Raw genomic sequence first — 17498 nt, 5'->3', positions numbered from 1 at the left:
AGGGACGACATGCACACGACTATCAGCCCTTTCACACTCGCGTACTGGAAGGAGAAGCAGCCCACCGGGCGAACGAAGTTCGGCTGGGAGGGCACTTCTCCGGAGCTCGGCGACATCCAGGTGGTGTATCCGGCGGGTCGGGACGTGCCGAACTCGATCGTCACGGATGTGCGCGGTGCTCTGATCCCCACGGCCACGTTCGAGACGCGTGGCGTGCACACGGACGTCCTGGCGATGCCGACCCTCAACCGCGCGACGCTCCGGGTGGGCGACGGGCTCGTGCGAACGAGCCGGAACCGGTGGGCGCTTACGCACCGGGGGCGCTCCCTGCACATGACGTATCTGGGCGACGCGTACAGGCTCACGGCGATCAACCGCCGGGCGTACACGCTGTCCCGGCAGCCCGATGCCGAAGACCCCGGTGTCGTCATCACGGTGCGGCAGTCGGGTCTTGGAAGCGGCAGGAAGGTGACCATGCAGGCGGCGGGCCGGGTCCTGCCCGCCGACGTCTCCCTCGCGGTTGTCTTCTCCGGAGTCGACCGGTCCGTGCTGACGCGGCGCGGCGCCGTACGGGCGGGCTTCTCAAGGATCTTCAACTTCTGGGCCGATGCCCAGTCCTGAGCCACTACCAAGTGAGTGTGTATGCCTTCGTTCGACATTTCCCGGTGCCGCTTCCGGCTGGCCGACGAGCATGTGATCGTGCTGTCCGAACTGGCCGCGGGGGACGCGGTGCCCGACGAGTTCGCGGCGGCCCGGAAGGAACTGCTGGACTGCGGTCTGATCGATGAGGCCGGGAAGCTGTCCCCTTTGCTGCTGCCGCTGATGAAGACCGTCCTCACACCGGGGGTGGTCATCTCGCTGGAGGCCGCCGGCCGGCAGGGCAAGCTGCACCACGGCATGCTCATCGGTGAGGAGCACGTCGTCGCACACGAGGCGTGGCCGGGGGTGACCGAGGCCGAGTACTCCTGCGTCGCGCCGAAGATGCTGGTCTGGAAGCTCGCCGACATGGTGAACCTCCAGCAGTCCCCGGCCGGTCGGGACACGGCTCTCTCCGCCGTCGAGACGACCATCAGCACCATCGAGGCGGGTCTCGCGGTCCTGGAAGGCGAGGGCCTCGTCCGGTCCGCCGACGACGAGCGCAAGGCGATCCGCCGGGCCCTCGCGACGGGCGTCGGCCTCGGCGAACCGGCGCTGACGCTCGTCGTCGACCTGATCTCCGAACTCCGCTCGAGCTGGCGCCTGACCTCGGCCTGGCAGGCCAGCCACGAGGGCCAGGACGGTGTGGAGACGCGCGGCTTCGCCGTCTGGGACTGCGGCCCCCTCGGCTACTGGCTGCGGGAGCTGCCGACCGAGCCTGTGCCCGCGGAGCGGATCACCCCGACAAGCACCTTCAGGCTCGTCCGCGTGGATGCCAAGACGATCTGGACGCGGATCACCGGCCTCCTGCCCGACGAGGGTGAGCTCGGGCACGCGGCATCGGAGAACAACGTCATGCGCCTTGCATGAACCGCCTTGCGGACGGCCTGCCCGGCAGACGCCGCAAAGGCCCCGGGAAATCACACCGGAGCCCCTCACCCATGCGCTACTGCAGAACGCCCGCCCCCGTCGTCGTCCCCAGCGACGTCGGCAGGTTCTTCGCCGAGGACTCCAGCCCGGTCGCGAGCGTCGGGGTCCAGTTGACGGTCGTCTTCAGCTTCTTCGACGTGGCGGCGTTGTAGGCCGCAACGACGTCCGTCACCGTCCCGTTCACGAGGTTTCCGCTGCCCGCCACGGACCCCGTGCCGTCGCCGCTCAGCAGCTTGGCGACCTTTGTGTCCGACGGGAGCTTCCAGTAGTTGTTCTGGGCGACGACCTGGGCCTTGGCGCGGGAGTTGATGCTGTACTGCGTCGCGTAGCCGTTGAGGGTCGTGACGTCGTAGTAGTTGTTGTAGATGTGGATCTGGCCGATGCGGGCCAGCGGCGCACGCTGGACGATGCCCTTCCAGACGTTGTGGTGGATGGAGACGCGTAGCTTGCCGACGCTGTCGGTGTCGCTGCTGCCGATCAGCATCGTCTTGTCGTGGTTGGTGAACTGGCTGTGCGAGACGGTCACCAGGTCGGAGCCCTTGGTGATGTCGAGGGCGCCGTCGTGGATCTGGTACTCGCGGCCGTAGTACGTCGGGTTGGCGCCATCGAGGTGGGGCGCGTCGGTGAACGTGTTGTGGTCCGCCCAGACGTGGGTCGCTCCGCGCAGGGTGACGGAGTCGTAGTTGGAGTTCCAGTTGCCGTCGTCGCCGTCGGTCGGGTCCCACTGCGGGAAGCAGTCCTCGGTGGCGGCGAAGGTGAGGTTGCGGACGACTACGTTGTCCACGTTCTGGATCTGGAGCATGCCGCCGGTGATGCTCGCCTTGGTGCCGGGGACACCGACGACGGACGTGTTGGCCGGCACCTTGAAGACGATGTTCCTCGCCTGCTTGCTCTGGGCGGCGGCCCGCGCCGTCTCCTGGGTGCCCGACGGCAGCTTCGAGGTGCCGTAGCTCGCGGGGTCGAACGCCTTCAGGTAGGCGGAGAGCGAGTAGCCGGTGCCCGACGCGTAGTCGGCGCAGGTCAGCTTCTTGCCGGCGTCGTCGGTGTTGGCGTCGATCGTGCCCTTGACCTTGATGATCCGCGGGGTGGTGTCGGAGGCCGACCCCAGCGCCTTCACCAGCTGCGCGCGCGTGCTGACGGTGAAGGTGTGCGCGGCGTCGGCCTTCGTACCGCCGGTGGTTCCGGTGCCGGAGGACGCCCAGCCGTCCTTCGCGGCGAGGCTCTGGTGGTACAGGTCGACGGCTTCCGCGTTCGCGTTCATCACGAGGAAGGAGGCGCCGAGACCGGCGGCCGCGACGGCGGCGGAGCAGACCACGAGGGTGCGCCGCTTGCGAAGGGACCGGCGGTGGGAGGGGGTTGCCACGAAGGAGGGTCCTTACGGGTGGGTGGGACGTGCTGTCACCCCGTCAGTGGCCGCGGACCTCAGAAGGGTTGCCGTTCGCGATCACATCTCCCGTCCCTCTGTACACAGTTGCCCATCGAACGGTATACAGCACGAAGATCATGTGAAGCCGGGCGAAACGGAACGCGCCCGGCCACATGCGCCAACCAAGTGGGGGGATTTACATGGGAATGTTCGGAAACGCGCACACCGTCGACCCGAGTCAGGCGCAGCAGGACTACGCCCGTCTGCTGGGCGCCGGTGAGGGAGTACAGGCCGCCTTCCAACTGGTGCGCGACGTCATCCTGTTCACCGACCGCCGACTGATCCTGGTCGACAAGCAGGGCATCACCGGCAAGAAGGTGGAGTACCACTCCATCCCGTACCGCAGCATCACCCACTTCGCGGTGGAGACGGCCGGCACCTTCGACCTCGACGCCGAGCTGAAGATCTGGGTGTCGGGCAATTCGGTGCCGATCGAGAAGACCTTCACCAAGGGCGTGGACATCTACGAGGTGCAGGCGATCCTCACGCAGTTCGTGGCGCGGTAACCGCCACCGTCTCGACCCGCCCGGGCACTACCGCCCGGGCGGTGTCGCGTCGCGGAGGTGATCCAGGAGGGCGGCCACTCCCGTGGGACCAACGGAAAGTATCCGGACCGGATCGTCACTCTCACGGAGGAGCAACGAGGCTTGGCCGTGGGCGAGTTCGACGCACTCGTTGCCGTCCGCTCCGCCGGAGAACGAGGACTTCTGCCACTCAGCCATGTCTCACAGCTCCTTCGCCAACCGGTGGATGTAGTCGCGCGACCTCGAGTGATCCAGGGACGCCGACTCCACCTTACGGAAGAGTGTTCGCATGGATTGCAGTTGGGCAGCGGCGTCCAGGAAGGCCGAACCGTACGGCGTGTCCCGCTGAACGGTGTCCAGCGCGGGCACACGCGGCAACGCCGTACGCCACACCAAGGGCCCCGCCGCCCTGCGCGTCCGCTGGTCGGCCGGCATCCTGCGGATCGGCGCGTGGGACGCGGACCCCGAACCACCCGAGCCACCCGGCGAGCTGACGTGCCTGACCGACGCCGAAGAAGGCCGCGGCTTCGCCCTCGTCCGCGCCTGCGCCGACGTATGGGGCTGGCAGCCGCTGTCGAGACACGGGAACCGAGGAAAGTACGTGTGGTGCGGACTCCTGGTTGCGAAACTGCGCGTGTTATGTAGATTCATTCTACGTAGAATGAATCTACATAACTGTTCCTGCTCGGGAGGTCTCATGCCCACCCCTTTCGTAGGCCGCCAGGCTGAGCTGGCCCTCCTCCGCAAGCGCCTCGACCGGGTCACATCGGACGGTGCCGGGGTGGCCGTCGCCATGAGGGGGCGGCGGCAGGTCGGGAAGTCGCGGCTGGTGCAGGAGTTCTGCGATCGGGCCCGGCGGCCGTACGTCTTCTTCACCGCGACGAAGGGCGCCTCCCCACGGGAAGGCATCGCCGACTTCATGGCCGAGCTGAGAGAGTCCTCCCTCCCGGCCGACCCGGAACTGGTACCGAAAAGCGCCCCGATCAACTGGCCTGATGCCTTTCGCGCACTCGCCGCCGTCCTGCCCGACTCGCCCAGCGTCGTGGTCCTCGACGAGCTGCCCTGGCTGGCCGAGCAGGACCCCGTGTTCGACGGGGCCATGCAGACAGCCTGGGACAGACTGCTGGCCGGCAGACCCGTGCTCCTGCTACTGCTCGGCAGCGACCTGCACATGATGGAGCGGTTCACCGCGTACGACCGGCCCTTCTACGGGCGGGCCGACAGCCTGGTCCTCGGGCCGCTCAACCCGGCCGAGACCGGGGACGCACTGGGGCTGGACGCGTCGGATGCCATCGACGCGCATCTCGTCTCCGGAGGCCTGCCGGGGATTCTGCGTGCGTGGCCGCAGGCGACCCCGGCGCTCGATTTCATCGAGGCGGAGTGCGCGGACCCGGCCTCCCCGCTCTTCGGCGTCCCGGAGGCGGCACTCATGGCCGAGTTTCCCGCGCCCGACCAGTCCCGCCGGGTACTGGAGGCGGTGGGCAGCGGAGACCGTACGCACGCCAACATCGCGGCGACGGCAGGGAGTCAGAGTGGTGCGCTGCCGTCGGGGATACTGTCCCCCCTGTTGCGACGGCTCACCGAGGAGAAGCGGGTCCTCGCCACCGACACCCCGCTGTCCACCAGCCCGGGCAAGCCCGCCCTCTACCGCGTGGCGGACAGCAACCTCCGCCTCTACCTGGCCGCCATGCGTTCCGCGCAGGCCTTGTCACGACGCGGCCGCCCCGAGTCCGCGTACCGGCTCGTCGTACGACGCTGGGCCGCCTGGCGGGGCAGGGCCGTCGAGCCCTTGATCCGGGAAGCGTTGGAACTGGCCGCCGCGTCCGGGGACTTCCCCTGGCCGGACACCGCGGTGGTGGGCGGCTGGTGGAACCGGAGGTTCTCCCCGGAGATCGACCTGATCGGCGCCGACCGCGACCCCGTCGCGCACACCCTCCACTTCGCCGGCTCCGTGAAGTGGCTCTCCTCCCCGTTCGACCATCACGACCTGGCCGCCCTGCAGACGGGCGCCGCCCAAGTGCCCGGCTTCGTCCCCGGCTCCACCGGTCTTGCCGTGGTGTCCCTCTCCGGTACGACGGGGCCCATGGCCGACGCCGGCGTCGAGCTGGTGTGGAGTGCGCGGAACGTGGTCTCCGCCTGGCGGGCCTGAAGCCCTGAGGTTCGGGACCACAACCGCCGGACAGCGAAGGCCGCTCACCCCGACCTGGCGAGACCCCGCGCGTCACTCCGCCGCTCCTGCCCCAGCACCGGCGCCGGCTGGTCGCTGTCGAGCCCGAGGGCGGTCCGGGCCTCGTGGACGTGCTGGAGTCCTTCCACAGCCGTGCGCTTCACCTGGGCATACTCCGCACCGGAGTGGGCGGTGGCGAGTTGGGCGCGGGCGGTGCGGAGTCGTTCGGTGGCGTCCGTCAGGGACTGGACCGCGTGACGGTCGGCGCGTGCCAGGGTCCGCACGTCGAGAGCTGACAGGCTGCCGCCGAGGTGTACCACCCACCGGTTGGCCTCGGCCTCCTCGTCCAGGTCGGACAGGGCGTCCGACCGGCGGGCACGGCGGTGCGCGACGACCGCGCCCACCGCACCTGCGATCAGCAGCAGGGAGAGCAGGACTGCGAATGCCACGGTTTCCACCTCCGGCGGCTCAGGGTCGTACGCGAGTCGTACGGCTTTCGTGTACCCCATGAGACCGCCTGCCTCTGTGCCTCCCCCGCGATAAATCTGTGCGGCGCCCATGAGGGTCCCGAGAGCGCCCGGCCACCGGACGGCCATGTCCGGCCACAGGCCCGACGGGCCGGTCGTACGCGGGCGCCCGGGGTGCCGTCACCCCGGGCGCCTACTCGTGGTTTCCGGTGTTCAGGAGACGACCGGTCGCGCGTCCGGCTCCGGGGTGGTGGTCCGTGCGGGGGCGTCGGGGGTTCCGCGTGTGTTCCTGACGTAGAACACCCCGATCACCGCGAGCAGTGACGCGGCGGAGAGGGTGTACAGGCCGCCGTTAGTGCTGCCGGTGGTGTCCTTGAGGTAGCCGAAGAGCGTGGGGGAGACGAAACCGCCCAGGTTTCCTATGGAGTTGACCACCGCCAGCCCCGGCGCGGCGACTTTGAGGTCGAGTCCGGACTGGGCCATCGGCCAGTACAGGGTGGCCGCGCACTTCCCGCCGACCGCGGCGAGCGTGAGGGCGGCGAGTCCGAACCAGGGGGAGCCCAGGGTGGCGAGGAAGGTGCCCACGGCCGACAGGACCAGGGCGATCGCCAGATACGGGCGGCGGTCGGGCGCCTTGTCGGTGTAGTGGCTCACCGTGTACATCGCGATCACGGCGCAGATCCACGGGACGGCCGTGAGCAGCCCGACCTGGAAGGGGGAGAGACCGCCGATGTCGTCGACCAGGCTCGGCAGCCAGAAGGTGATCGCGTAGCCGGTGAGCGCCATCGCGAAGAAGACGCCGGTCAGCAGGGCGACCTGCGGGTGGAGGATGAGCTTGAGGCGGGACACCTTGGGGGCCCGTGCGCGGGCCTCCTCGTCACGGGCGACCGCCGCGCTCAGCGCGTCCTTCTCCGCCCGGGTGAGCCAGCCGGCGTCCTCGATCCTGGAGACCAGGAAGAATCCGGCGATGACACCGACGAGGATCGAGAAGGCGCCCTCCAGCGCGAACATCCAGCGCCAGCCGGCGAATCCGCCCGCTCCGTGCAGTTCGAGCAGCGCGCCCGTGATGGGCCCCGTCACGATGTACGCCGTGGCCGAGCCGCCGAGGAAGATCGCGCTCGCCCGGCCCCGGCTGGAGTCGGGCAGCCACTGGGTGAAGTAGAGGAGCACTCCGGGGAAGAAGCCCGCCTCCGCGACACCGAGGAGGAAACGCAGGGCGTAGAACATCGTGACGTTGTGGATGAAGCACATCGCCACGATCACCAGGCCCCAGGTGATCATGATGCGGGTCAGCCAGACCCGGGCGCCGAACCGCTCCAGGAGCATGTTGCTCGGCACCTCGAAGAGCGCGTACCCGATGAAGAAGAGGCCGGCGCCGAGACCGTACGCGGTGGCGCTCACCCCTACATCGGCCCGCAGTTCGTCCTGGACGAAGCCGACGTTCGTCCGGTCCATCTGGTTGACCAGCAGCATCAGGACCAGGATCGGCAGCATGCGTCGCAGGAACTTGCCGACGGCTCGCTGTTCGGCGTCGGGTGGTGTCACGGCTTCTGACATCGTTGTCTCCCTCGTGTGCACATACGTGAACTACAATCACGTACGCGGGCACTGAGGGACGTTACGGAGGCTCATGTTCCGGGTCAATGGGTTGGGTCGAGGTTCATGTATGCGAACCGGATGAACCTCGTAAACCATGCGATACCCATTGACCCGGGCGATGATCAGGTGCCGTCGTTCGTCTCGTCCGGCGTGACGCCCATCGTGATGGTGCCGAGCACGCCCTTGGCGATGTTCTTCTTGTTGTACTTCAGCTTGAGCAGACCGCCCTGGGTGCCGCTCTGGTCGTAGATGGTGTCCTCGGTGAGCGTGGTGCGCTCGGTGGTGCTGGTGGAGTACGGCTCGACCTCGGCGGAGGCGAGCACGGACTCCTCGTCGAAGAAGAACTGGCCGGTGTGGCAGGCGTGCCCGCCCTCGTAGCCGGCGTCGGTCCACGTGCCGTCGACGTGCACCTTGGTGTGGATGTGAACGGTGCGGCCCTGGTACCAGCCGGGGAACACCGTCTTGAAGGTGACCTGGCCCTTCTTGTCGGTCTTCCAGGTGCCGCGCAGATACCGCTCGTCGTCGGTGGGCTCCTGGTGGCCCCCGCCCCCGCCGGTACCGCCGGACGGCCCGCCCGACGGCGGCTCACCCGTCGGGGTGCCGGTGGGCGTGCCCGAGGGAGCGTCGGTCGGGGCGCTGCCGCCGCCGGTCGACAGGCTCTCGTAGCCGGAGTAGAGGCCCAGCGCGTCGCAGTGCCAGATGTCGACGGCCGCGTTCTGGACCGGCTTGCAGGTCTCGGAGTCGATCACCTTGAGGGTGAGGGTGAGCGGGATGCCCTCCCGGTCCTCGGTGATGTCCTGGCGGAGCTTGTCCGCGTCGATGTAGTACGGGCCCTCAGTGGTCTCCGAGGTCAGCTTGTAGCAGGTCTCCGCGGCACTCGACGTACTCGAAGCCGTGCTCGACGCCGTGCTCGACGCCGCGGTCTCCTTCACCTCGTCCGCGGAGGCCGTCATGGCGAGTCCGCCGGCCACGCCCACCGCGGCCACCGCGGCACTGCCCGCCACGACTACCTTGCGACGCGTCAGGTCCTGCTTGTGTTTCGGCCCTTGAGCCGTGTGGTTTCCCGTCATGACTCGGGAATTTAGGTAAGAAGGCTGTCAACGCGGTGGGAAAGGACTGTGGTTTCCCATGGCTTTCCCGCGCACAGGCAAAAGGGGCTTGAAAGCAGTGCCGATTCAAGCCCCTTCTCACCTCACCATCCCACATGTAATTTAGGAAAGGCTTCCCTTATTAGGAGGTCGCGGAGGTCGAGGCGCTCGGCTGCGGCGGGAGGTCCTGACCCTCGTTCGTGGACTCGGGGTCCACACCGACCGTGAGTGACGCGTGGACGCCCTTGGCGATGTTCCGCTTGTCGTACCTCAGCCGGAGCAGGCCGCCCTGGGTGCCGCTGCCGTCGTAGATCGTGTCCTCGTCGAGCGTGGTGCGCTCGGCGGCGTTGGACACATACGGCTCCAGCTCCGCCGAGGCCAGGACCGACTCCTCGTCGAAGAAGAACTGGCCGGTGTGGCAGGCGTGCCCGCCCTCGTAGCCGGCGTCCGTCCACTCACCGTCCACGTGCACCTTGGTGTGGATGTGAACGGTGCGGCCCCGGTACCAGCCCGGGAACACCGTCCGGAAGGTGACCTGGCCGTGCCGGTCCGTCCGCCAAGTGCCGCGCAGATAGCGGGTGTCGTCGGTCGGCTCCTGGTGGCCGCCGCCCGGGGGCGGGCCGGTGGGGGCATCGGTGGGCGTACCCGTGGGGGCGTCGGTGGGCGTACCGGTGGGGGCGTCCGTGGGGGCTCCGGTGGGGGCCGGTCCGCCCCCGCCCCCGTTGCCCTGGCCCTCGTACCCGGAGTAGACGCCCGCCGCGTCGCAGTGCCAGATGTCGACGGCCGCGTTCCTGACCGGTCTGCACGTCTCGGAGTCGATCACCTTGAGGCTGAGGAGAAGCGGGATGCCCTCCCGGTCCTCGGTGACGTCCCGGCGGAGCTTGTCCGCGTCGATGTAGTACGGGCCCTCGGTGGTCTCCGAGGTCAGCTTGTAGCAGTCCTCGGCCGAACTCGCGGAAGCGGTGCCCTCCTCGTGGCCGTCGGTCGCGTTCGTCGCGAAGGCGGTGCCACCAAGGCCCACCACCGCGATCGCTCCGGCGCCCACGGCAACGACCTTACGGCGCGTCAGATCCTGGGATTCCTGCGGCTGTTGAGGCTGTTGATTCACTGTCATGCGCCGGGAAGTTAGATAAGAACCCTGTCAACGAGCTGAGAAAACGGCCCGTTTTCCGCGCGCACGCAAAAGGGACCGGAAATCGACGTCGATTTCCGGTCCCTTTGCGATCAGCCCAGTTAAAAGGCTTGCCTTACTTCGGCTGCGGCTTGCGCACCGACAGGTGCAGCTCCCTGAGCCGCGTCTCCTCCAGCTCCGTCGGCGCGCCCATCATCAGGTCCTGGGCGTTGCCGTTGAGCGGGAAGGCGATCGTCTCGCGGATGTTGGGCTCGTCCGCCAGCAGCATCACGATGCGGTCGACGCCGGGCGCGATGCCACCGTGCGGCGGGGCGCCGAAGCGGAGCGCGCGCAGCATGCCGGCGAACTCGCGCTCCACCGTCTCGTTGTCGTAGCCCGCGATGTTGAAGGCCTTGAGCATGATGTCCGGCTCGTGGTTCCGGATCGCGCCGGAGGACAGCTCGACGCCGTTGCACACGATGTCGTACTGCCAGGCCAGGATGTCCAGCGGGTCCTGGTTCTCCAGAACGTCCATGCCGCCCTGGGGCATCGAGAACGGGTTGTGCGAGAAGTCGATCTTCCCGGTTTCCTCGTCCTTCTCGAACATCGGGAAGTCGACGATCCAGCAGAACCGGAAGACGTTCTCCTCGAAGTGCCCGGCGCGCTGAGCGGCCTCGACCCGCACCGCACCCATGATCTTCGAGACCTCGTCGAACTCGCCCGCGCCGAAGAACACGGCGTGACCGGCGGCCAGTTGGAGCCGCTTCGTCAGCTCGGCGACGTTCTCCTCGGTCAGGAACTTGGCGATCGGGCCGGACAGCGAGCCGTCCTCGGCGACGCGCACCCAGGCCAGGCCCTTCGCGCCCTGCGAGACGGCGTAGTCACCGAGCTGGTCGAAGAACTTGCGGGGCTGCGCCGAGACGTCCGGCACCGGCAGGGCGCGCACGTGCTTGCCGGCGAACGCCTTGAACTCCGAGCCCTCGAAGATGTCGGTGATGTCGACGAGCTCCAGCTTGGCGCGCAGGTCCGGCTTGTCGGAGCCGTACTTCAGCATCGCCTCGCGGAACGGGATCCGCGGGAACGGCGAGGTGACCTCACGGCCGCCGCCGAACTCCGTGAACAGCTCGGTCATCAGCTGCTCGATCGGCTGGAAGACGTCCTCCTGCTCGACGAAGCTCATCTCGACGTCGAGCTGGTAGAACTCGCCCGGCGAACGGTCCGCGCGCGCGTCCTCGTCCCGGAAGCAGGGCGCGATCTGGAAGTAGCGGTCGAAGCCGGAGATCATCAGCAGCTGCTTGAACTGCTGCGGCGCCTGCGGCAGGGCGTAGAACCTGCCCGCGTGCAGACGGGACGGGACGACGAAGTCGCGGGCGCCCTCGGGGGAGGTCGCCGTCAGGATCGGCGTCGCCATCTCGTTGAAGCCGAGGGTGACCATCTTGTGCCGGATCGCGGAGATGACCGCCGTCCGCAGCATGATGTTGCGGTGCATGCGCTCGCGGCGCAGGTCCAGGAAGCGGTACTCCAGGCGCCGCTCCTCGTTGACACCGTCCTCGGTGTTGATGGTGAAGGGGAGCGGCTGGGCGGCACCGAGCAGCTCGACCTCGTTCACCTCGACCTCAACCTCACCGGTCGGCAGGTCCGGGTTCACGTTCTCCGTGCCACGGGAGACGACTTGGCCGTCGACGCGGACCGTGGACTCCTTGGTCAGCCCGTCGAGGGCCTCGTACGCGGGTGTCCCGGGACGGGCGACGAGCTGCGTGATGCCGTAGTGGTCGCGCAGATCGATGAAGAGGATGCCGCCCAGGTCGCGCCGATTGTGCAGCCAGCCACTCAGCCGGACGTCGGTGCCGACGTCAGAGGCGCGGAGCTCGCCGCAGGTGTGGGACCTGTACCGGTGCATCGTCGTTTCATCCAGTCTTCGCGGATCGGGGTCTGTTGCACGAGTCTGTTTCGCGCGTCTGTTTCACGTGAAACTCCGCCCAGCGTACCGGGCACCCCAAGATCGGCTCCCCACCATTTGGATCTGCTGATCAGTAGCACTCTCCATCCGCCTCTCCATAAAGTGGGTCAATGCGTACTGGAGAGCCCCTGCCCGCCGTGGGGGAGGCCCTCGTCGCTCTCGCGACAGGCCTGTGGCGCTGGGACAACGACGCGGGGCTCGTCATCTTGGACGCCGAGGCCGCGCGGCTGGTCGGGTTGCCCGCCCGGCAGACCACCCTCACTGAGGGCGCGATGCGCTCCCGCTTCCACCCCGTCGACTGGAACGAGATCGACGGCATAGTCCAGCTCGCCGTCGCCGAGGGCACCCTCGCCGAGGCCCGGCTGCGGATCATGGACGAACACGGCCATGTCATCCGTACCGTGCGCAGCCGCTCCAAGCCGATCGTCGACCCGACGACCGGCGATTACGAGCTGATCGGCACCCTCCAGGAGGTCGCCGAGCCGCCGCCGGGCACCGCCGCGCGCACCCCGATCACCGGCGACTGGCGCCGCTCCCGCGAGGCGTTCCTGCTGGACGCGGGCCGTGCGCTGGCCGAGGCCCGCTCCACGGCGGAGGTTCTGCGGGTCGCGGCCGGCCTGTCCATGCCGGGCTTCTCCCCGGACGGCCTGGCCGTCTTCGGTGTGCAGGGCGACCGCCTCACGATCATCGGCCACCACGGTCAGCAGGCCGGCGACGAGAGCCCCTTCTCCCACATGGCCCTCGCCACGGACTACCCGGCCGCCGAGGTGGTCCGCACCGGCCGTGCCGTCTACCTCTCCACACCCGAGCACTACAAGACCCGCTACCCGGTCACCTGGCCGCTCGCCCAGTCCTTCGGCCGTCATTCCTGGGCGTTCCTGCCGCTGACGGTGGCCGGCCGCACCATGGGCGCGTGGATGGCGGCCTTCGCCTACCCGGTGGCGTTCACGCCGGACGAGCGCTCGGTCCTGACGACGGTGGCGAGAATGCTCGCGCAGGCGCTGTCCCGGGCCGGCGTGGCGGAGTCGGAACGGGAGCTGACGGACGGCCTCCAGCGCTCGATGCTCCCCTCCCTCGGCCCCGGGATTCCGGGCATGAGCGTCGCGGCACGCTATGTGCCCACCGGCGGCGGTCTCCAGGTCGGCGGCGACTGGTACGACATGATCCCGCTGCCCAACGGGCGCTTCGCCCTGGTCATCGGTGACGTCCAGGGCCACGACGTCCGGGCGGCGGGCGTGATGGGGCAGCTCCGGATCGCGCTGCGCGCGTACGCCTCGGAGGGCCACCGCCCCGACGCGGTCCTCTCCCGCGCGTCCCGCTTCCTGCACGGGATCACCTACGGCGACCCGGACGGTGCCGACCTCCGCTTCGCGACCTGTCTGTACGTGGAGGTCGACCCGGCGACCGGCATCCTGGACGTCGCCCGGGCCGGCCATCCCGACCCGGCGATCCGTATGGCGGACGGCACGGTCATGGCCCGCCCGACGGCCGGCGGCCTCCCGCTGGGCATCGACCCGGACGCCGACTACCCCACCACCCGGATCACCCTGGAACCCGGCGAGACGCTCCTGCTCTGCACCGACGGACTGATCGAGACCGGCGGCCACGACATCGAGACCGGCTGGAAACGCATCCGCGCCATCCTCGAGGGACACGACGGCGACCTGGAGGAACTGGCCGACGCCCTGGTCCAGGCCGTCCACGGCCCGTCCTCCCACCACACCACCGGCACGCTGGCCGACCGCCGCGAGGACGACATAGCCGTACTCCTGCTGTGCCGGCAGGGGGAGGGCTACGGCCGGGCCGACACGGCGGTCATCCACCCCATGGTCCGCCGCACGATGCTGTCGGTGGCCCAGGCGGAACCGGAACGGGTGGCGGTGGCCCGCCAGCAGCTGCGGGAGCTGTTGCACGACTGGACGTCGGCGGACCAGGTCGACTCGGCGGTGTTGCTGTTGTCCGAGATGCTGACCAACGTCCTGGTCCACACCGACGCCGACGCGCTGCTGCTGGCCGAGGTGCGGGGCGGTCGGAGCGGGGCGGTCGGGCCGGACGGGCCGGACAGGCAGGGCAGACGCCGGGTGCGGGTGGAGGTCACCGACACGAGCGACGACCTTCCGCACAAGCGCAGGCCCGGCGAGCTGGCCTCCTCCGGGCGTGGTCTGATGCTGATCGAACTGCTCGCGAACGCGTGGGGGGTGGATCCGCGGGGCGAGGGGAAGAGCATCTGGTTCGAGCTCTACGAGGCGTCGGACGGGCCCGGAGGGGACTCATCGGACGGGCCCGGAGTGGACTCATCCGGCGTCTCCGCCAGGGAGTTGTTCGGTGACTCCGCCGGTGACTCCACCGGTGACTCCGCCGGAACTTCGTAGCGCGTCCGCAGCTCGTGTACGACCCCGAAGGCGGCGGCGGTCAGCGGTACGGCGAGTAGTATCCCGAGGACCCCCGCCACCGAAGCCCCCGCCGTGATGGCGACCATCACCAGCGCCGGATGCATCTGCACGGTCCGACTCTGGATCGCCGGCTGCAGCACATGCCCCTCCATCACCTGCACCGCGAGCACCACCCCGAGCGCCCACAACGCGATCACGAACCCCCGGTCGGCGAGCGCGACGAGCACGGCGAGGGCGCCGGAGAGGAACGCGCCGAGATAGGGGATGTAGGCCCCCACGAAGACAAGCGCCCCCAGCCCGACGGCCCCCGGCACATCGAGGACGAGCAGCCCGACGGTGATGCAGACGGCGTCGATGAAGGCGATCAGCGTGGTCCCCCGCATGAACCCCTCGACGGCCTTGAACGCCCGCCGGGCCATGGCTTCCATGAGGTCACCACTCTGCCGCGGGGCGACGGACCGCAGGCTGTCCATGGCCTTGTCGGAGTCCCGCAGGAAGAAGAAGACGAGCAGCAGGGCGAGTACGGCCATGGCGATGGACTCGCCGACGACACTGACCCCGCTGATGACACCGGAGGCCGCCGTACCCCCGAACTTGCCCAGGAGTTCCCGCGCGTTGGAGGCGAGGTCGTCCAGGGAGGTGCCGGCGGACCCGAAGTGGTCCGTGAGCCCCCGAGCCGCCTGCTTGAGCGAGGTGACGATCTCGTCCCCGGTGTCGATGAGCGCGGCCACCACGATGTACACGGCTCCGCCGACGACGGCGACCACCGCGACACAGGTGAGCCCGGCGGCGAGGGACCGGTTGACCTTCGCCTTCACCAGCCGCCGGTGGAACGGCCTGAGCAACGCGGTCCCGAGCAGCGCGAGCAACACGGGCACGACGGCGGTACGGAACTCCGCACAGAGCCGGATCGCGAGGTAGACGACTCCGGAGACGAGCAGGGCCACGGCACACCAGGCTCCGAGACGGCGAACGGGCTCGGGGAGCAGCGGTTGCGGTGCGGACACCCTCTCATCTGGCCATACGTCAGATGCGGTGTCGCGCTGGGGAGCCCGAACGGGGGCCACTGTGCAGAATCGACACTTCTGCACACTTTCGGATGAACATCCTTGCGCTGGACGTGAGTTGTACCTACTTGTGCCTACCTTCCGGAGCGGAGGTGATGCTCGATGTACGAGCAGAACAACATGCCGCCGGACGAGTCGGCTGAACAGCAGCGGGACGCGATCGACGTCAACGACTTCGTGTTCGCGGCGACGGGGGCGCGGGTACGGAGGCTGACGACCCCGGCCCGGGAGCACTGGTTCGTCGCGGCGGACGTGGCGGCGGATCTCGGCTACGCAAACACGCGGCAGGCACTCATCGCACATGTTCCAGCAAGTTGGCAGATGAGCCTGAGCGATCTTGCACGAAGCGTCTATGGAACAGACGCTTCGCACAAAATTGCAGGTCACGGCCTCAAGAAGTCGATGCGCATGGTGAACCTCAAGGGTCTCATCAGCCTGGTCACCGGTTGCACCAAACCAGAGTGCGCGCCTTTCAAGGCCTGGGTGGGCGAGGTCATCCTGACCGTCCAGCGCGAAGGCTCCTACTCCCTGGAACCGGCCCCCGCACCACCCCCCGCCACCGGTGGCACCGCCTACCTGATGCCCCAGCAGGTCGCCGACGCCATCATGCGACTCGAAGACCGCAACCTGGCGGCGGACGAGATGCTGGCGGCCTCCGCCGGGGAGCGCAATGAACTGCTACGGCAGATCAGCCGCAGCCAGGACGCGATCGCCGATGCGCTTCAGAACCTCGCCTGGGCTCTGAGCCGACCCGGCGAACGAACCGGCCCCACCCCGGAACCGAGGTTGACGGCCCAACAACTCCTCGCCGCCTGGAAGGCGAAGAACCTCGTCATCACCGACGATGTCCACTCGGTCGCAGCCTGCCTCGCCCCGGCGCTGGTGCAGGGCCGGACCAGCCCTCGCATCGAGGAGATCGCCAACCGCACGGGCCTGCCCCAGGACCGCGTCCACGACTGCCTGCGGATGCTGCTGAAGCGGGGGTGCATGCGACAGGTGGACTGCAGCCCGGAGGGAGCGCCGATCTACGTACTGCCGTAACGCCGTAACGCCACCGGACTGAGACAGGCCCGAAGCCGCAAAACAGAGTTGCGGCTTCGGGCCTGTTCGTAGGGTACTGAACTACACGAGCTCTACAGTCCGCCTTCCGACATTCCGTGCACCGCCGGGATCGTGCCCAGCCGGCCCTTCTGGAAGTCGTCGAACGCCTGCTGGAGCTCGTCCTTGGTGTTCATGACGAACGGGCCGTAGTGAGCCATCGGCTCGCGGATCGGCCGGCCGCCCAGGAGGACGACCTCCAGGTCCGGCGTGTGGGAGTCCTGCTTCTCGTCCGCGCGGACGGTCAGCGAGGAACCCGCGCCGAAGACCGCGGTCTGCCCCAGGTGGATCGGACGCCGCTCCGCGCCCACCGCACCCTTGCCCGCGAGCACGTACGCGAGCCCGTTGAAGTCCTCGCGCCACGGCAGGGTGAGTTCCGCACCCGGTGCCAGCGTCGCGTGGACCATCGTGATCGGGGTGTGGGTGACTCCGGGACCGTCGTGACCGTCCAGCTCGCCCGCGATGACGCGCAGGAGCGTGCCACCGTCGGGGGTGCTGAGCAGCTGGACGTTGCCGCCGCGGATGTCCTGGTAGCGCGGCGCCATCATCTTGTCCTTGGCCGGGAGGTTCACCCACAGCTGGAGCCCGTGGAAGAGACCGCCGGACATCACCAGGGACTCCGGCGGGGCCTCGATGTGCAGCAGGCCCGAGCCGGCCGTCATCCACTGGGTGTCGCCGTTGGTGATGGTGCCGCCGCCACCCTGGCTGTCCTGGTGGTCGAAGACGCCGTCGATGATGTAGGTGACGGTCTCGAAGCCGCGGTGCGGATGCCACGGGGTGCCCTTCGGCTCCCCGGGCGCGTAGTCCACCTCGCCCATCTGATCCATCATGATGAACGGGTCCAGGTGACGGTAGTTGATCCCGGCGAACGCCCGGCGCACCGGGAAGCCCTCACCCTCGAAACCGCTCGGCGCGGTCGTGACAGTGAGTACGGGACGGGCCACGGCGTCCGCGGGTGCGGCGACTCGCGGCAGCGCCAGCGGGTTCTCGACGGTCACTGCAGGCATGTCGGTACCTCCTTGTGCTCCGAGT

14 protein-coding genes and 3 pseudogenes are annotated in these 17498 nt (G+C 68.8%); 7 read left to right on the top strand and 10 right to left on the bottom strand.

The annotated features are described in order from the left end of the window. Window positions 1-9: 9 nt before the first annotated feature. Complete coding sequence (locus AB0H86_RS04660; RefSeq protein WP_362432906.1) at window positions 10-621, top strand: hypothetical protein; 612 nt, start codon at window positions 10-12, stop codon at window positions 619-621. 21 nt (window positions 622-642) lie between these two features. Continuing rightward, window positions 643-1506, top strand: a complete 864-nt coding sequence (locus tag AB0H86_RS04655) for a histidine kinase (RefSeq protein ID WP_362432903.1) — start codon at window positions 643-645, stop codon at window positions 1504-1506. A gap of 76 nt (window positions 1507-1582) precedes the next feature. Here the strand turns inward: AB0H86_RS04655 and AB0H86_RS04650 are convergent, their stop codons facing one another. Then, a complete protein-coding gene (locus AB0H86_RS04650; RefSeq protein WP_362432901.1) occupies window positions 1583-2929 on the bottom strand; it encodes a polysaccharide lyase family 1 protein in 1347 nt (448 codons plus the stop codon). A 203-nt stretch (window positions 2930-3132) separates the two neighbouring features. On the opposite strand from AB0H86_RS04650, the gene AB0H86_RS04645 reads away from it, so the two are divergent. Next, window positions 3133-3498, top strand: a complete 366-nt coding sequence (locus AB0H86_RS04645; protein WP_362432898.1) for a PH domain-containing protein — start codon at window positions 3133-3135, stop codon at window positions 3496-3498. 27 nt (window positions 3499-3525) lie between these two features. Here the strand turns inward: AB0H86_RS04645 and AB0H86_RS04640 are convergent, their stop codons facing one another. Together AB0H86_RS04640 and AB0H86_RS04635 are read right to left on the bottom strand one after the other, a co-directional pair. Continuing rightward, the gene (locus AB0H86_RS04640; protein ID WP_362432895.1) at window positions 3526-3714 is read right to left on the bottom strand and encodes a DUF397 domain-containing protein; all 189 of its coding nucleotides are present in this window, start codon (window positions 3712-3714) and stop codon (window positions 3526-3528) included. Between the two features lie 3 nt (window positions 3715-3717). Next, window positions 3718-3888 (bottom strand): annotated as a pseudogene (locus AB0H86_RS04635) (Scr1 family TA system antitoxin-like transcriptional regulator); the annotation flags it as partial. A 4-nt stretch (window positions 3889-3892) separates the two neighbouring features. On the opposite strand from AB0H86_RS04635, the pseudogene AB0H86_RS04630 reads away from it, so the two are divergent. Continuing rightward, window positions 3893-4141 (top strand): annotated as a pseudogene (locus AB0H86_RS04630) (ATP-binding protein); the annotation flags it as partial. 72 nt (window positions 4142-4213) lie between these two features. Beyond that, a complete protein-coding gene (locus AB0H86_RS04625; protein ID WP_362433676.1) occupies window positions 4214-5665 on the top strand; it encodes an ATP-binding protein in 1452 nt (483 codons plus the stop codon). 44 nt (window positions 5666-5709) lie between these two features. On the opposite strand, the gene AB0H86_RS04620 is transcribed toward AB0H86_RS04625, so the two are convergent. The 5 genes from AB0H86_RS04620 to aspS form a co-directional block, all read right to left on the bottom strand. Continuing rightward, window positions 5710-6132, bottom strand: coding sequence for a hypothetical protein (locus AB0H86_RS04620; protein WP_362432892.1), 423 nt, complete (start codon window positions 6130-6132; stop codon window positions 5710-5712). 231 nt (window positions 6133-6363) lie between these two features. Continuing rightward, entirely contained in the window at window positions 6364-7707 is a 1344-nt protein-coding gene (locus AB0H86_RS04615; RefSeq protein WP_362432890.1) for an MFS transporter, read from the bottom strand. 164 nt (window positions 7708-7871) lie between these two features. Continuing rightward, complete coding sequence (locus AB0H86_RS04610) at window positions 7872-8819, bottom strand: intradiol ring-cleavage dioxygenase (RefSeq protein ID WP_362432887.1); 948 nt, start codon at window positions 8817-8819, stop codon at window positions 7872-7874. 160 nt (window positions 8820-8979) lie between these two features. Beyond that, window positions 8980-9951, bottom strand: coding sequence for an intradiol ring-cleavage dioxygenase (locus AB0H86_RS04605; RefSeq protein WP_362432885.1), 972 nt, complete (start codon window positions 9949-9951; stop codon window positions 8980-8982). A 133-nt stretch (window positions 9952-10084) separates the two neighbouring features. Further along, entirely contained in the window at window positions 10085-11848 is a 1764-nt protein-coding gene (aspS, locus tag AB0H86_RS04600) for an aspartate--tRNA ligase (protein ID WP_362432883.1), read from the bottom strand. A gap of 170 nt (window positions 11849-12018) precedes the next feature. On the opposite strand from aspS, the pseudogene AB0H86_RS04595 reads away from it, so the two are divergent. After that, a pseudogene (locus AB0H86_RS04595) lies at window positions 12019-14166 on the top strand (SpoIIE family protein phosphatase); the annotation flags it as partial. Here AB0H86_RS04595 and AB0H86_RS04590 read toward each other — a convergent pair. Then, window positions 14148-15308, bottom strand: coding sequence for an AI-2E family transporter (locus AB0H86_RS04590; protein WP_362432880.1), 1161 nt, complete (start codon window positions 15306-15308; stop codon window positions 14148-14150). The pseudogene AB0H86_RS04595 and the gene AB0H86_RS04590 overlap by 19 nt on opposite strands. A 162-nt stretch (window positions 15309-15470) precedes the next feature. On the opposite strand from AB0H86_RS04590, the gene AB0H86_RS04585 reads away from it, so the two are divergent. Next, window positions 15471-16409 (top strand): Bro-N domain-containing protein, encoded by a 939-nt coding sequence (locus AB0H86_RS04585; protein ID WP_362432878.1) that lies wholly within the window; start codon window positions 15471-15473, stop codon window positions 16407-16409. Window positions 16410-16501: 92 nt separating this feature from the next. Here the strand turns inward: AB0H86_RS04585 and AB0H86_RS04580 are convergent, their stop codons facing one another. Then, complete coding sequence (locus AB0H86_RS04580) at window positions 16502-17473, bottom strand: pirin family protein (RefSeq protein WP_362432875.1); 972 nt, start codon at window positions 17471-17473, stop codon at window positions 16502-16504. Window positions 17474-17498 lie beyond the last annotated feature (25 nt).

Origin of the sequence: Streptomyces sp. NPDC050997 (assembly GCF_040660135.1) — a bacterium.
Taxonomy (GTDB): domain Bacteria; phylum Actinomycetota; class Actinomycetes; order Streptomycetales; family Streptomycetaceae; genus Streptomyces.
The sequence above is the reverse complement of the archived record's forward strand: the minus strand, read 5'-3'. Positions and strand labels throughout refer to the sequence as shown.

Coding starts and splice junctions, on each gene's coding strand:
- AB0H86_RS04660 (WP_362432906.1), top strand. CDS start 10: ATGCACACGACTATCAGCCCTTTCACACTCGCGTACTGGAAGGAGAAG.
- AB0H86_RS04655 (WP_362432903.1), top strand. CDS start 643: ATGCCTTCGTTCGACATTTCCCGGTGCCGCTTCCGGCTGGCCGACGAG.
- AB0H86_RS04645 (WP_362432898.1), top strand. CDS start 3,133: ATGGGAATGTTCGGAAACGCGCACACCGTCGACCCGAGTCAGGCGCAG.
- AB0H86_RS04640 (WP_362432895.1), bottom strand. CDS start 3,714: ATGGCTGAGTGGCAGAAGTCCTCGTTCTCCGGCGGAGCGGACGGCAAC.
- AB0H86_RS04625 (WP_362433676.1), top strand. CDS start 4,214: ATGCCCACCCCTTTCGTAGGCCGCCAGGCTGAGCTGGCCCTCCTCCGC.
- AB0H86_RS04615 (WP_362432890.1), bottom strand. CDS start 7,707: ATGTCAGAAGCCGTGACACCACCCGACGCCGAACAGCGAGCCGTCGGC.
- AB0H86_RS04610 (WP_362432887.1), bottom strand. CDS start 8,819: ATGACGGGAAACCACACGGCTCAAGGGCCGAAACACAAGCAGGACCTG.
- AB0H86_RS04605 (WP_362432885.1), bottom strand. CDS start 9,951: ATGACAGTGAATCAACAGCCTCAACAGCCGCAGGAATCCCAGGATCTG.
- aspS (WP_362432883.1), bottom strand. CDS start 11,848: ATGCACCGGTACAGGTCCCACACCTGCGGCGAGCTCCGCGCCTCTGAC.
- AB0H86_RS04585 (WP_362432878.1), top strand. CDS start 15,471: ATGTACGAGCAGAACAACATGCCGCCGGACGAGTCGGCTGAACAGCAG.
- AB0H86_RS04580 (WP_362432875.1), bottom strand. CDS start 17,473: ATGCCTGCAGTGACCGTCGAGAACCCGCTGGCGCTGCCGCGAGTCGCC.